13 protein-coding genes, 1 tRNA gene and 5 pseudogenes are annotated in these 14,307 nt (G+C 32.6%); 14 read left to right on the top strand and 5 right to left on the bottom strand.

Annotation, left to right across the window (positions count from 1 at the left end; translation table 11 throughout):
* Nucleotides 1–12 precede the first annotated feature (12 nt).
* From nhaC to IGB25_RS08290, 3 genes and pseudogenes are all read left to right on the top strand, one after another.
* A complete protein-coding gene (gene nhaC / locus IGB25_RS08300; protein ID WP_211064607.1) occupies nt 13–1,482 on the top strand; it encodes a Na+/H+ antiporter NhaC in 1,470 nt (489 codons plus the stop codon).
* A pseudogene (gene bshB1 / locus IGB25_RS08295) lies at nt 1,482–2,197 on the top strand (bacillithiol biosynthesis deacetylase BshB1). Before nhaC ends, bshB1 begins: the two are co-directional and overlap by 1 nt.
* 104 nt (nt 2,198–2,301) lie before the next feature.
* Nucleotides 2,302–2,375 (top strand) — tRNA-His (locus tag IGB25_RS08290).
* A 173-nt stretch (nt 2,376–2,548) separates the two neighbouring features.
* On the opposite strand, the gene rplT is transcribed toward IGB25_RS08290, so the two are convergent.
* The 5 genes and pseudogenes from rplT to IGB25_RS08265 all read right to left on the bottom strand — a co-directional run bounded on the left by rplT (nt 2,549) and on the right by IGB25_RS08265 (nt 6,306).
* Nucleotides 2,549–2,893 (bottom strand): 50S ribosomal protein L20, encoded by a 345-nt coding sequence (rplT, locus tag IGB25_RS08285; protein ID WP_211064606.1) that lies wholly within the window; start codon nt 2,891–2,893, stop codon nt 2,549–2,551.
* A 91-nt stretch (nt 2,894–2,984) separates the two neighbouring features.
* Nucleotides 2,985–3,191 carry a 50S ribosomal protein L35 gene (rpmI, locus tag IGB25_RS08280; RefSeq protein WP_211064605.1) on the bottom strand — a complete coding sequence of 69 codons (207 nt, stop codon included), beginning with the start codon at nt 3,189–3,191 and terminating at the stop codon, nt 2,985–2,987.
* Nucleotides 3,192–3,217: 26 nt separating this feature from the next.
* Nucleotides 3,218–3,714 (bottom strand): annotated as a pseudogene (infC, locus tag IGB25_RS08275) (translation initiation factor IF-3).
* An 82-nt stretch (nt 3,715–3,796) separates the two neighbouring features.
* Nucleotides 3,797–5,736: pseudogene (gene thrS / locus IGB25_RS08270) on the bottom strand (threonine--tRNA ligase).
* A gap of 222 nt (nt 5,737–5,958) precedes the next feature.
* A complete protein-coding gene (locus IGB25_RS08265) occupies nt 5,959–6,306 on the bottom strand; it encodes a helix-turn-helix transcriptional regulator (protein WP_211064604.1) in 348 nt (115 codons plus the stop codon).
* A 141-nt stretch (nt 6,307–6,447) separates the two neighbouring features.
* On the opposite strand from IGB25_RS08265, the gene IGB25_RS08260 reads away from it, so the two are divergent.
* The 11 genes and pseudogenes from IGB25_RS08260 to IGB25_RS08210 form a co-directional block, all read left to right on the top strand.
* Nucleotides 6,448–6,693 carry a hypothetical protein gene (locus IGB25_RS08260; RefSeq protein ID WP_211064603.1) on the top strand — a complete coding sequence of 82 codons (246 nt, stop codon included), beginning with the start codon at nt 6,448–6,450 and terminating at the stop codon, nt 6,691–6,693.
* 28 nt (nt 6,694–6,721) lie between these two features.
* On the top strand, nt 6,722–6,967 hold the full coding sequence (locus IGB25_RS08255) for a hypothetical protein (RefSeq protein ID WP_211064602.1): 246 nt from the start codon (nt 6,722–6,724) through the stop codon (nt 6,965–6,967).
* Between the two features lie 27 nt (nt 6,968–6,994).
* Nucleotides 6,995–7,231 carry a hypothetical protein gene (locus tag IGB25_RS08250; RefSeq protein WP_211064601.1) on the top strand — a complete coding sequence of 79 codons (237 nt, stop codon included), beginning with the start codon at nt 6,995–6,997 and terminating at the stop codon, nt 7,229–7,231.
* 19 nt (nt 7,232–7,250) lie between these two features.
* Nucleotides 7,251–8,291, top strand: coding sequence for a hypothetical protein (locus IGB25_RS08245; RefSeq protein ID WP_211064600.1), 1,041 nt, complete (start codon nt 7,251–7,253; stop codon nt 8,289–8,291).
* Nucleotides 8,292–8,293: 2 nt separating this feature from the next.
* Nucleotides 8,294–9,232 (top strand): grasp-with-spasm system ATP-grasp peptide maturase, encoded by a 939-nt coding sequence (gene gwsG, locus IGB25_RS08240; protein WP_211064599.1) that lies wholly within the window; start codon nt 8,294–8,296, stop codon nt 9,230–9,232.
* A gap of 150 nt (nt 9,233–9,382) precedes the next feature.
* Nucleotides 9,383–10,429: a hypothetical protein gene (locus IGB25_RS08235; protein WP_211064598.1), complete on the top strand. Its 1,047-nt coding sequence runs from the start codon at nt 9,383–9,385 to the stop codon at nt 10,427–10,429.
* Nucleotides 10,410–11,414: pseudogene (locus tag IGB25_RS08230) on the top strand (cysteine peptidase family C39 domain-containing protein); the annotation flags it as partial. The gene IGB25_RS08235 and the pseudogene IGB25_RS08230, both read left to right, overlap by 20 nt.
* 234 nt (nt 11,415–11,648) lie before the next feature.
* Complete coding sequence (locus IGB25_RS08225; protein ID WP_211064596.1) at nt 11,649–11,894, top strand: DUF6444 domain-containing protein; 246 nt, start codon at nt 11,649–11,651, stop codon at nt 11,892–11,894.
* Between the two features lie 2 nt (nt 11,895–11,896).
* Nucleotides 11,897–12,622 (top strand): transposase, encoded by a 726-nt coding sequence (locus IGB25_RS08220; protein ID WP_211064595.1) that lies wholly within the window; start codon nt 11,897–11,899, stop codon nt 12,620–12,622.
* A 5-nt stretch (nt 12,623–12,627) separates the two neighbouring features.
* A complete protein-coding gene (locus IGB25_RS08215; protein WP_211066853.1) occupies nt 12,628–13,011 on the top strand; it encodes a transposase in 384 nt (127 codons plus the stop codon).
* Nucleotides 13,011–14,243, top strand: a pseudogene (locus IGB25_RS08210) (peptidase domain-containing ABC transporter); the annotation flags it as partial. The gene IGB25_RS08215 and the pseudogene IGB25_RS08210, both read left to right, overlap by 1 nt.
* Nucleotides 14,244–14,307: the final 64 nt, after the last annotated feature.

The raw sequence follows: 14,307 nt of genomic DNA, 5'->3' as shown, positions 1-14,307 counted from the left end.
TAAAATTTTTATATGTCAAAACCACATCAAGAAGACACTCCAGATTCATTTATAAATTTAAATATTTGGCAAGCACTTATCCCTATTATTGCTTTGGTTATAATGTTAGCATTTAATGTTTTAGGGGTTTATAAGGACGATGCTCTAGGTGGTTCAAACCAATTTATACTTTTAATGTCAGCGGCCATTGCAGTCATTTTAGGTGTTTTTAAAGGTGTTTCCTATACATCAATGATGGAAGAGGTGGCTAAAAACATCAAATCTACGGCTGGTGCTATTCTTATTCTTTTAATGGTTGGTGCTTTAGCGGGAACTTGGTTACTCAGTGGGGTCATTCCTGTTATGGTATATTATGGCTTGCAAATTTTACATCCATCTATTTTTTTGGTCGCTTGTGTGATTATTTGCTCTTTAATTTCAATTTCTACAGGGAGTAGTTGGACTACTTCTGCCACAGTGGGTATTGCTTTAATTGGTATAGCACAAGTTTTAAATATCCCTTTAGGAATGACTGCTGGAGCTATACTATCTGGGGCTTATTTTGGCGACAAACTCTCACCGATGAGTGATACTACTAATTTAGCTCCAGCTATGGCAGGAACAGATTTATTTACCCATATTAGATACATGACACTCACCACTATTCCGACAATTGCTATTACTATTTTGGTGTTTTTAATTATTGGATTTAATTTAGATACGCCATCACTAACAGAAAATCCTGGTATTTTAAAAGACCTTAAAACTTCATTTTATATCACGCCATGGTTGTTTATTGTCCCAATTTTGGTCATAGTAATGATTGTAAAAAAAACGCCACCTTTAGTCGCTTTATTTGTTGGGACTTTGCTTGGTGCTGTGGTCGCATTGATTTTTCAACCTGATTTGGTGCTTTTGGTGGCTGATTCAACTCAAAGCGGGTTCAAGGCTTTTTATAAAGGTTTGATTGACACAATTACTACCGATATTGCAATACCTACAGATAATGCATTACTTAAAGATTTGTTTCAAAGTTCTGGAATGAAAGGAATGCTTAATACCATTTGGCTCATTATCTGTGCTATGGTTTTTGGAGGAGTAATGGAAGCTATTGGTGCTTTGCAAACTTTAAGTAAAGCTCTACTAAATTTATTTCACACTACCTTTGGGTTGTTTGCTTCAACAGTAGCAAGTTGTTTAGCCTTAAATGCAACAGCTTCAGATCAATATTTGGCTATTGTTATACCTGGTAAAATGTTTGCAAAGTACTATAAAGACAAAGGACTCGCACCAGAAAACTTAAGTCGTACGTTAGAAGACTCTGGCACAGTGACTTCGGTTTTAATCCCATACAACACTTGTGGTGCTTATCACAGTAATGTGCTTGGTGTTTCTGTAGCCGATTATTTTGTTTATGCTATTTTTAACTATCTCAGTCCATTTATGACGCTTATCTTTGCGACTTTTAACATTAAAATCAGACAACTAAAAAACAACTTATAATGAAACTTGATATTTTAGCTTTTGGAGCTCATCCCGATGACGTAGAACTCAGTTGTTCGGGAACTTTGTCTGTTGAAATCAAAAATGGCAAACGTGTTGGTATTATAGATTTGACTCAAGGCGAAATGGGTACGCGAGGCAGAAAGAAATCAGAGCTGAAGAGGCTCAAAATGCGGCTAAGGTTTTAGGGGTTGAAATCAGAAAAAACTTAAAATTTAAAGATGCTCTTTTTATAAATGATGAAGCACATAAACACGAAGTGGTTAAGGTTTTAAGAGAATATCAGCCAGAAGTGATATTTTGCAATGCCATAAGAGACCGACATATTGATCACGGACGTGCAAGCCAATTGGTAAGTGAAGCTTGTTTTTTGAGTGGACTTAAGAAATATAAAACGACGCTGAATGATAAAGTTCAAGACCCTTGGCGACCTAAAAAAGTTTATCATTATATTCAATGGTTTGATATTGAGCCTGACTTTGTCGTTGATATTTCAGAAACTATAAATGACAAAATTGAGGTCGTAAAGGCTTATCAATCTCAATTTTATAATCCAGATAGCAAAGAACCTGAAACGCCAATTTCAAGTTCTAATTTTATGGAAAGTATCAGTTATAGAGCGAGAAACTTTGGTCGAATTATTGGTGTTGATTATGCAGAAGGTTTTACCGTTGAACGCTATATTGGTGTAAAATCTGTTTTTGATTTGATATAAAATCACGCTTATTTCTACTTGATATTTATTCTAAAAAGTTTTGTTGAATGCTAAAATTGCGTAAATTTGCACTCTCATTTTGATGAATACAAACAACATTTACGGTGGCTGTAGCTCAGTTGGTTAGAGTATCGGTTTGTGGATCCGAGGGTCGTGGGTTCGAACCCCACCAGCCACCCAAAAGCTTTCAAGTTTGACTTGGAAGCTTTTTTGATGAATCTAATAATATAGACCTCACAGGTTTTTAAAACCTGTGAGGTCTTTTTAATTTAAAATTAATTTTTGTTGACTTGATATTAAAAAACCCTTTCCGATATGAAAAGGGCTTTAAGCGATAATAAGGTTGATAGTTTATTTGACTTTATCGACTACAGCTTTGAAAGCATCTGGGTTGTGAACAGCAAGGTCGGCTAAGACTTTTCGGTTAAGCTCGATGTTGCTTTTCTTGAGTTTTCCCATAAATTGAGAATATGACATACCGTGTTGTCTTGTGGCAGCGTTGATTCTGACAATCCATAGTTTTCTAAAGTTTCTCTTTTTTGCTCTTCTATCTCTGTAGGCATAGACTAAGCCTTTTTCTACAGCATTTTTAGCAACTGTCCAAACGTTTTTACGTCTTCCGTAATAGCCTTTGGCAAGCTTCATAATTTTTTTACGTCTCGCTCTTGAAGCGACTGAATTTGTTGATCTTGGCATAATTTTTTTGTTTTTTGTAGTAGGCAGTTTAAGTTTTAAACATTTTTATGAGCCATACTCCAGGGTTAATAATTGGGTTAACCGCGAAAATTTACTTTAAACCGAGTTGTTGTTTAATGTTTTTTTCGTCTGATTTATCTACGATTGTATCGTGAGTTAACTTAAGTTTTCTTTTCTTAGATTTTTTAGTCAAAATGTGACTTTTAAATGCATGTTTGCGTTTGAGTTTTCCTGTTCCAGTCAGCTTGAAACGCTTTTTAGCACTTGATTTGGTTTTAAATTTTACTTTTTTTGACATGTTTATATATTAAATTATTATCGCTTTTATTTTTTTTGTGAAGTTGGCGAAACCATCATAATCATTCGCTTACCTTCAAGTTTTGGTAATTGTTCAACCTTACCATAGTCTTCTAAATCTTGAGCTAATCTTAATAATAAGATTTCACCTTGTTCTTTAAACACAATTGACCTGCCTTTAAAAAATACAAAGGCTTTGAGCTTAGCACCGTCTTTTAAAAACTTAATGGCGTTTTTCTTTTTAAACTCGTAGTCATGATCGTCGGTGTTTGGTACGAAACGAATTTCTTTGACTACAACTTTAGACGCTTTGGCTTTAAGTTTTTTCTCTCTCTTTTTTGCTCGTAGAGAAACTTTTTATAATCCATCACTTTTGTTACAGGCGGTTCTGCATTTGGTGATATTTCAACCAAATCTAAACCTTGCTCATCAGCTATTGATAGAGCTTCTTTAAGAGGATAAACACCCATCTTAACATTATCGCCTACAAGTCGAACTTCTTTCGCTCTGATCTTGTCGTTGATGCGATGTTTGTCTTCTGGTTTTTCTCTACGACGGTAATTTGTTTTTTTTCTTCTAATTGTTTATATGTTTTTAAGTTAAACTTTATCCGTTAAAAGTGCGTTTTTGCGCATTAACTTCTTTATTAATTAATTCAGAAAAATCATTGACACTCATTTCTCCTAAATCTTCTCCACCGTGTTTTCTAATTGAAACGCTCTGGTTATCAACTTCATTTTCTCCTACAATGATCATAAAAGGGATTTTTTGGGTTTCCGCATCTCGGATTTTTTTACCCATTGTTTCACTTCTATTATCAATGCGGGCGCGAATTTCGTGTTTTTTGAGCAAATTTAAAACTTTTTTAGAATAATTTTCATATTTCTCACTGATTGATAATATGATAGCTTGCTCATTGGTTAACCAAAGCGGGAAGTTGCCTGCAGTGTGCTCTAATAAAATAGCTATAAAGCGCTCCATACTACCGAACGGTGCTCGGTGAATCATCACAGGTCTATGCAATTCATTATCTGCTCCTTTGTAAGTCAAATCAAAGCGTTCAGGGAGATTGTAATCAACTTGTATTGTGCCGAGTTGCCATTCGCGATGCAAGGCATCTTTAACCATAAAGTCTAATTTTGGACCGTAAAATGCCGCTTCTCCTGTTTCTATGTGGTAATTTAGATGTTTTTCTTTGGCGGCTTTCAGGATGGCATCTTCTGCTTTTTTCCAGTTGTCTTCAGAACCGATGTATTTTTCTTTGTTATCAGGATCTCTCAGCGAGACTTGTGCCGTGAAGTTTTCAAAACCAAGTGAGCCAAAGACATAGAGTACAAGATCGATTACCTTTTTGAATTCTTCATCAAGTTGGTCTGGTGTGCAGAAAATATGGGCATCATCTTGTGTAAAACCTCTAACTCTTGTTAGACCATGAAGTTCGCCACTTTGTTCATAGCGGTAAACGGTGCCAAATTCGGCATAACGTTTGGGTAAATCTTTATAACTCCACGTCGCTGAATTATAAATTTCGCAGTGGTGCGGGCAATTCATAGGTTTTAGAAGAAATTCTTCATCCTCTTTTGGTGTTGTAATAGGTCGGAAGCTGTCTTCGCCATATTTTTCGTAGTGTCCAGAAGTGACATATAAATCTTTGTGACCAATATGTGGCGAGATCACTTGCTCGTAACCTGCTATTTGTTGGGCATCTTTCAGAAAATTTTCAAGACGTTCACGTAGTCTGCTCCTTTTGGTAGCCAAAGTGGTAAACCTTGACCTACTTTTTGCGAAAATGTGAATAACTCAAGAGCTTTACCCAGTTTTCTGTGGTCTCTTTTTTAGGCCTCTTCCAACATATCAAGATACTCTTTCAACATCTTTTGCTTAGGAAAAGCAATGCCATAGACTCTTGTAAGTTGAGGGTTGGTTTCATCACCTCGCCAATATGCACCAGCAGCAGTCAGAAGTTTAACCGCTTTAATAAATCCTGTATGAGGAATATGACCGCCACGGCATAAATCGGTGAAATCGTCGTGATCACAAAAGGTGATTTCGCCGTCTTCTAAGTTTTCAATCAATTCAGTTTTGAAAGGATTATTTTTGTAGTACTCTAAAGCTTCTTCTTTTGAGACCTCGCGCAACTGAAATTCATGTTTTTGTCGAGCAGTTTCTAAAATTTGTTTTTCAATTTTCGGAAAATCTTTTTCAGAAATACTGTCTTCTCCAAAATCAATATCGTAATAAAAGCCTTGATCAATGGCTGGACCAATAGTAAGCTTGGCTTTAGGATAAAACTTTAAAATGGCTTGTGCCATCAAGTGTCTTGCCGAGTGCCAAAGGGCTTTTTTACCTTCTTTATTATCAAAGGTATAAAGCACTAATTTTCCGTCTTCATTTAAAGGTGTTGAGGTTTCAACGGTTTTACCATTATACGAGGCTGAAATGACATTTCTTGCCAGTCCGTGGCTTATACTTTGTGCGACATCAAAGGGTGTTGAGCCACTTTCCATTGGTTTGACACTACCATCAGGTAAAGTTATATTGATCATTTATTTTAAAATTTTAGGCAAAGATAATCAAGTGTTGAGTTTTGGTTGGATTTGGTGTAGGAAATTTTGAATTATAAATTTTAAATGATTCTAAGTTTTTTTAAAGCTTTAAAAATAATTATGCTATAATGATAATGATTTATTGCTACATCTTTACATTTTCAAATTACCAAATTACCAAATTACCCAATTACCACATTAGCACATTACCAAATTAGCACATTAATCTTCTTCAAGCTTCTTAATCCTCGCCTCCAGCAATTCTATATACTTTTGCTGTGAATCGAGTAATGCTTTAGGAACGGTATAAACATTATTTGTTCCATTGTTAACTCCAATGCCAACCGACTGATCTTTACAATCTATATGGTAACGGGCATCATGCTCATAAATCTCATCTAAATTGACTTCCAGTATATCCGCCAATTTCATCCATTCATCTGGTCTGATATGAGAGATGCCTTTTTCTCTTCGGTTATAACTCGATACATTCATACAGAGGTAATCTGCTAACTGTTGCTGAGAAAAACCTTTTTGTTTTCGGGTGGTAATGAGTTTTGTTTTTTGCATGATTCACTATATTGCATTAATTTGCAAAACAAATTGCAATATAAAAAATTAATTTTATTCTGATTTTTTTTAATTTAGCAAAGTATTAATTTAAAACTTATAAAATAGGCTTAACTGAAATAAATTTTTAATTATTATCTCATGGAAAATTACAAAAACTTTGAAAAATTCAAAATAAAACCAACTAGGATTAAAGAACTCTTTGGAGGAGGATTGACAAGTGTCTCAAGTGATACAAGCCAAAGTGGTGATGTATACGATATAGAATTTCAGACTTATGATAGTCAAGGTGAACCTACTGAATTAGATAATAGCTCTACTAGCGTAGGCGAAGGTTCAAGAGATTATCCTAGTGATAAGTTGAATTTTACAATCTCTGCAAATTAGAAATCATAATTAATTAAATAATGTAAACATGAAAAACCAAAAATTTAATCTATTCGAAAAGTTTGAACTTAAAGAGAATCAACTTAATTCGCTTATTGGCGGAAATTACACTGAAAACGGGCAAGATACATTAGGAGCTGGATCTCAGTATGATGTCATAACAAAAACTCATGAACCTGATGGAATCTATAATGACAGTCATGATACTAGTAGTGGTGATAACACAACGGATAAGCCACTTCCTGGAATAAGTAGTAGTTTTACTATGAGTTAAAATTTAACAAATTATAATTAAAAAATTATGTATAATAAATTTAAAAAATTTAAAATAAACAAAAGTGAGCAGAATTCATTAATAGGTGGTTTCAACACATCTGTGAATTCAGATACTAACGCTGGAAATGATACGTATGATATTAGTTTTCAGACATTAGACAAAAATGGCGGTAAAACTGGATTAGATAATCCAGATACTAGTGTTGGTGAAGGTTCAGCGGACTGGCCAGACCCTACCATCGAGGCTAGCTTCTCAGCATGATATTGTAATTAATCAAATTTTGAACAGCCATTTTTGGCTGTTTTCTTTTTTTATGAAAAAAATACTTTTTTCTTATTTATTTTATTTAATTTGTTATTGTTCTTGTTCTGCACAAGATATTAATTTTGAAAAATACCATGAACAAATTAATAAATCAAAATCAATTGAATATGCCGACTTAGAAAGCAAAATTCAATATTATAGACAAGCATTTGAAAATAAAAATCCCTTTCCTAAGGATCTGATGTCATTATCATTTTATTATTTTTTGGACAATGATAAAAAATCATCTTTGGAATATTTTAGAAAAGCTATTAGATCAGGATACCAGTTCGAAGAAGATAGTATAGAATTAAAAGATATGTTATCTATTTCTTATGATTTCGACTTTATTGATTCAAATGATTCATTAAATGATTTCAATAAATTTCAAAAATACTTCTACGAAAAATACATAAACATTTTAAGAGAAGAGAGAAATTATTTTATTAGTCAAATTGATGAAATTCAAAATCAACTTTTTGAAGATATTTTACAGCATGAATATTACAGCCAAACATCTAGGCTTAAGCTATTACCCAAAGCAGAATTAAGCGATACTGTTAGAAGCGCTATGAGTAAATATTTGTATTCCGGTAACAGTTATATTTTGTTGGATCTATTAAGAGATGAAAAATTCCCTTATCGGACGAAATGTAGAAGATTTAATCCTCAAACTATTGGTTTAATCCTTAATCATGCTGTAGCTGGATTCTTTAATAAAGCTGATGCTAAGGAGTTTATTGATTTACTATGGAAAGAGGTAGAGAGGGGAAATATTAGCCCAAGAACATATGGGAGCATATATGACCACTATATTTCGTGGTATGTTAGTAAGGATAAATCAGTGCTTGGAACAAAAACCATTTATGACATTGAAACAAAAAAAATTAAAAGCATGGATTTATTATATCCACAAAAAGTTGATTCTTTAAGAAATCGCTATTGGCTTATTGATTTAAAAACCTTTTATAAACAAGTCGGATGGGATTTGCCCAGCAACTATATAAATGACAATTAACTATGATACTAATATGTAGTGATGAACATGAACCAACAACTGACGTTGTTTGTTATTGGCTTGCCTACTTAAAAAAGAAATTTATTAGGATTTCAAATAAGAATTCAATTACAATCTTAAAAATTATTTTAAATAATAAAGAAATTGATATACATTTTGCGATCGATGATAAAAAATATTATTTGTCAGAGTTTACATCATATTGGTATAGGAGATCTAATTTGAATTTCAAGATGTATTACGGTGTTGAATTTGAATATAACAAAAAAGATATATCAGATAAGGTAAATTTGTTTTTAAAAGATGAGCTCAAAAAGGTGTGTGAATTTTTTGAAAACCAATTATCCAAAATAAGTAAGTTAAATAATCATTATGATAACAATATTAACAAGTTAATCGTTTTAGATAAAGCAAAAAATCTTAATATAAATATACCAAATACATTTGTAACGGACGATATAAATGATTTGAATCAAAATAATAGCTATATAACTAAACCAATCGGAGATTTGCTTATTGAAAAGGATGGTTATAGATATTTCTCAACTACAAAAAGAGTTGATATGAAAAAAAAAGCTTTTCAGCACTCTTTAATTCAAAATGAGATTGATAAAAAATTTGAAATACGTACATTTTTTTTTAATAGAAAATTTTTTAGCAGTGTTATATTTTCTCAGTCTAATCCGAAAACGGAGTTAGACTTTAGAAATTATGATCTTGATAACCCTAATAGAGTAGTTCCATATAAATTACCAGTTGAATTCGAAGAAAAACTGTTAAAACTATTTGATGAGGTAAATCTAAACTCTGGCAGTTTAGATATTGCATACACCAAGAATGGTGAGTATGTACTATTTGAGATTAATCCTGTAGGTCAATTTGAACAAGTAGAATTACCATGTAATTATGGTATTTTTAAGCAAATAGCAGAATACTTATAACAATATGAAAAATAAAGTCCCTTTAATATTAAATGAATTAGAGAGCAAGAAAATCACTAAGGTTAAGACTCAAAATCGAAAATCTAGTATTTCTAAAACATCAGAACATAAGATTAGAATTATGTGTTGTTTCTATAAAACTTACTATAAATGAAAAGTATATTTAAAAACGTTTTTTTTACAAAAGGTCATAATAGGACTTTAGTATTTGACTCCTTAAAAAATGATATTTTTTTTGTGCCTAACTCTTTCTATGAAAAATTAAATAGTAATAATTTTACTTTTAAAGTTGAAGATTTATCGACTGACGAATATAATTTTTTATTAGAAAACGAACTTCTTATCGATGTAGATAATAATAATTTAAGAAACTTTTCTGATCTAAGAGGGATTATTGATTTTCCCTTTGACTTTAAGATATGTGTTATAGAACTTTCAGAAGCTGTATCTTTTCAACTTGGTAAACTACTATTAAATAGAATGTTGTTTGGACAACTAAATGTTGTATTTTCAGAATTCTCAAATCTAAAATCTATTGACTGTCTTATTGCTTTTATTGATGAATTAGAAATAGATTGTATAGATTTAACCTTTGAAACTGGTTTTACTGAATATGAATATTTATTTAAGTCTATAAGCAAAGACAATCGGATTTATATTATTAATAACAATACTAACAAAAAGATTGTTGATGATTACCATAGCTTCAATAATAGAATGTTCAGACCTAATGGAATAAAGGAATCGAAGATAACAAATGATTTGAGTGTTTATTTTGAGTCTATAGAAAAAAACACTTATTATAGTGATAAATTATTTATAGGAAGAAATACTGAAATCAAAAATAGTAAAGAATCTGACTATATTTATAATCATTTATCAGATCTAGATAGTTTAAATTCAATTAAGTTATTAAGGGATGAAAAATTTATTGAATACTGGAGAGTAACAAAAGATAAGATTATTGTTTGTAAAGATTGTGAATTTAGGAGGTTTTGTAATGATAATAGACCTCCAATCAAGGGTAAAAAATTCTATTACCATGAAAGAGAATGTGAGTATAATCCTTATATTAGTAAGTGGAGTGAAGAAGATAATTATGTTGATTTGCAGAGTGCAGGGATTAGTATTGAGAAAGATGATGTCATTATAGATAAGGACAAATTAAACACTATTAATGAATACATTTGGGATTAAAAATACTAATTTTTTTTTATTCCCTCATTATAATCAACCTGATTCTAAAGACTGTGGACCAACTTGCTTAAAAATCATTTCAAAGCACTTTGGCAAAAATATACCCCTGAAACAATTAAGGGAACTTTCACAAACCACAAGATCTGGTAGTAGTTTATTAAATCTAAGTGAGGCATTTGAAGCTGTTGGTTTTAGGACTCTTGGTGTAAAAATTGACTTACAAAAACTTCATGAAGCACCACTTCCTTGCATTTTACACTGGAACAAAAACCACTATGTCGTTTTATATAAAATCAAAAAGGATTTTTTCTATGTTTCAGACCCAGCACACGGCCTGTTAAAATATACAAAAGACGAATTCTTAAAACATTGGATAGGCAACAACGCCACAGCAGAAACCGAAGAAGGTATTGCGCTTTTACTAGAACCCACAGCTAAATTTTATAGTTCAGATTTTGATATAGATAAGGAAAACCAAGAATTTGGTTTTAAATTCTTAACCAGATATCTTTTTAAATACAAATCCTTTTTATGGCAATTGGTCATCGGCCTAATCGCCTCGAGCTTACTCCAACTTATTTTTCCATTTTTAACCCAAAGTGTTGTCGATGTTGGGATTAAGAATCAGGATATCCATTTTATTTATTTAATCCTATTTGCGCAGTTAGCCTTGTTTATAGGCAGAACAGCTATTAAAGTCATCCGCAGTTGGATTTTGTTGCATTTGAGCACACGTATCAATATTTCTTTAGTCTCAGATTTTTTTATCAAACTCATGAAGTTGCCCATCGCCTTTTTTGATACGCGTATGACAGGAGATATTTTACAACGTATCAACGACCACAGACGTATAGAGCGTATTTTAACTACCTCGTCTTTAAATGTGTTGTTTTCAATGGTCAATTTAGTGGTGTTTAGCATTGTTTTGGCGTATTATAGTTTGTTGCTGTTTGGCATTTTTATGTTAGGCAGTGTGTTGTATTTTTGTAACTAATCAGTGTCAAAAATAAGACTATAAATTTTGGATAATACAAACTGAGCATATATTTTCTTTGTGCTTATTTCAATTTTTTAAAAAAAATTTCAAATAAGCCACTCATTAGAGCTTGATTTTAAAAATCAGACCTTTATCAACATTTTTAACTTTTTGGATTGATAACTAATTGGTTAATAATTTGTTTGTTACAAACATACCACCCTACATTTGTAAGAAAAAAAGTTGGAAAAGGATAAGCTTATAGAATCACTCTTGCAGAAGGTAGAAGAACTTTCTAAAAAGCTAATTGCTTTAGAATTAGAAAATAGTCAACTTAAAGCACGACTTACCAAATATGAAACTCCAAAAAACAGTAATAATAGCTCCATACCACCCTCAAAGGATGAAAATAGACCAAAGAGGAAAAGCCTAAGAATAAAGACAGGGCGTAAGCCAGGTGGGCAAACAGAAGAAAAGGCAATACTTTGAAGATGGTTGAGATACCTGATGTTACAGAAGAACACATACCAGATTATTGTAACTGTTGTGGAAACGACCTTTCATCACTTCCACATCAATATGCAGGAAGTCGACAGGTATTTGACATCCCTGAAATAAAAATAAAAGTCACAGAACACAAGGTTTATAAAAAAGTTTGTCCTTGCGGTTGTGAAACAAAAAGCGACTATCCATCACAAGCAAATGCACCCGTAAGCTATGGGAATAATATTGAAAGTTTAATAGGATATTTTCATACCAGACAATACTTGCCTTTTAAGAGAATGCAAGAAATGTTCAATACGGTTTTTAATATTCCTATAAGTGAAGGAGGAATACACTATTTATTAAACAAACTTGTCACTAAAGCTGAACCTGCATATAATCTGATAAAACAAGAAATAGCAAACTCAAAATCACCTATCGGTAGCGATGAAACAGGAGTAAAAGTATCAGGAGACAAAAACTGGGCGTGGACATGGCAAAATGAAAAAGCAACCTTTATTACCATAACTGATAATAGAGGACAAAAAAGTATAGAACAAACCTTTGAAAATGGTTTTGAAAATGCTGTGTTAGTGCACGATTGTTGGAAGAGTCATTTCAATACCAACGCTCAATCACACCAAATTTGCATGGCACATTTACTTCGGGATTTAAACTATCTAACTGAAAGCACGATCATAAATGGAGTAGAGCTTGCAAAAACTTATTTTTAAAAGCCATCAACTTTAAGAAAAATATAAAAGATATAGCCTTTAACAAGGATTGTCCAATAAAGAAAAGTATAGAAAAAAGAATGGATATCATCTTAAATCATGATCCGCCAAAAGAACATAAAGAATTAATAACTTTTAAAAAAAGACTTATAAAATACAGGAACTATATCTTTACATTCCTCTATCATCTGGATGTACCTCCAGATAACAACGCCTCTGAAAGAGCAATAAGAAATATAAAAGTAAAACAGAAAATCTCTGGACAATTTAGATCAGAACAGGGCTGTGATAACTTTGCCATACTTAGATCTGTAACAGATTCTTGTTTAAAAAATCAGCAATCAGTTTTATCTACACTAAATATTATTGCTAATTTGCGGACTGATTAGTTACGTATTTTTTATGGATTGTCATTTTTTTAAAAAAGCGTCGAGATTTAGACTATAAGCGTTTTTCAGAAGTCAGCCAAGAGCAGAGCAAAGTGATTGAGCTCATTAACGGCATGCAGGAAATCAAACTCCACAACGCCGAAAAACAAAAACGCTGGTCGTGGGAATTTGTGCAGGCACGGTTGTTTAAAGTGTCTATTGAGGGTTTAGCGCTTGAGCAATACCAAAGTGTAGGTTCTGGGTTTATCAACGAAGTTAAGAACATTTTAATCACCGTTTTGTCTGCAAAGTTGGTGATAGACGGCGAAATCACCTTAGGAATGATGCTCGCTGTAAGTTATATCGTCGGTCAACTCAACTCGCCAATTGCACAACTTATCAATTTTATACGAGAAGTTCAAGATGCTAAAATTTCGTTGGACAGGCTTTCTGAAATTCATAATAAAGAAGACGAAGAGACACCCGAACAACAAAAAATCAGTGATATTCCGCCGTCGAGTGCTATTACTTTAAATCAAGTGTCTTTTAGATACATCGGCTCTGATCAATTGGTTTTAAAAGAATTAGATTTAGTGATACCTGCCAATAAAGTGACGGCTATTGTCGGGGTAAGTGGTAGTGGCAAAACCACCTTGATGAAACTTTTACTTAAATTCTATGACCCGATTGAAGGTAACATTGAACTTGGCAATCTCAATATGAAAAATGTCTCTCAAACCACCTGGCGTAACGAATGTGGTGTAGTGATGCAAGAAGGCTATATTTTTAATGATAGCATAGCGAGCAATATTGCCGTTGGCGAAGATTATATTGATAAGCAGAAACTTGCCCATGCTGTAGATGTTGCCAACATCAAAGATTTTATTGGGAGCTTACCGCTGTCTTACAACACCAAAATTGGCATGGAAGGTGTGGGCATTAGCACTGGACAAAAACAGCGTTTGTTAATTGCCAGAGCTGTTTATAAAAACCCTAACTTTTTATTTTTTGATGAAGCCACCAGTGCTTTAGATGCCAATAATGAAAAAATAATCATGGAAAAGTTAGACGAATTTTTTGAAAACAAAACCGTGGTCGTTATAGCCCATCGTTTAAGCACTGTAAAAAACGCCCATCAAATTGTGGTTTTAGATCAAGGAAAAATCGCTGAGATTGGAAACCATGCAAGATTGGTAAAGCAAAAAGGAAATTATTATAATTTGGTAAAAAATCAATTGGAGTTGGGAAGTTAATGTGGTAATTTTAACTACTGAATATGGAAGAATGCTCATTAGAACGATAAATGAAAAATTACAG

Source organism: Flavobacterium sp. CS20, assembly GCF_018080005.1.
In the GTDB taxonomy this organism is placed as follows: domain Bacteria; phylum Bacteroidota; class Bacteroidia; order Flavobacteriales; family Flavobacteriaceae; genus Psychroflexus.
Note: the sequence above shows the minus strand (reverse complement) of the source record. Positions and strands in the feature narration are given on the sequence as shown.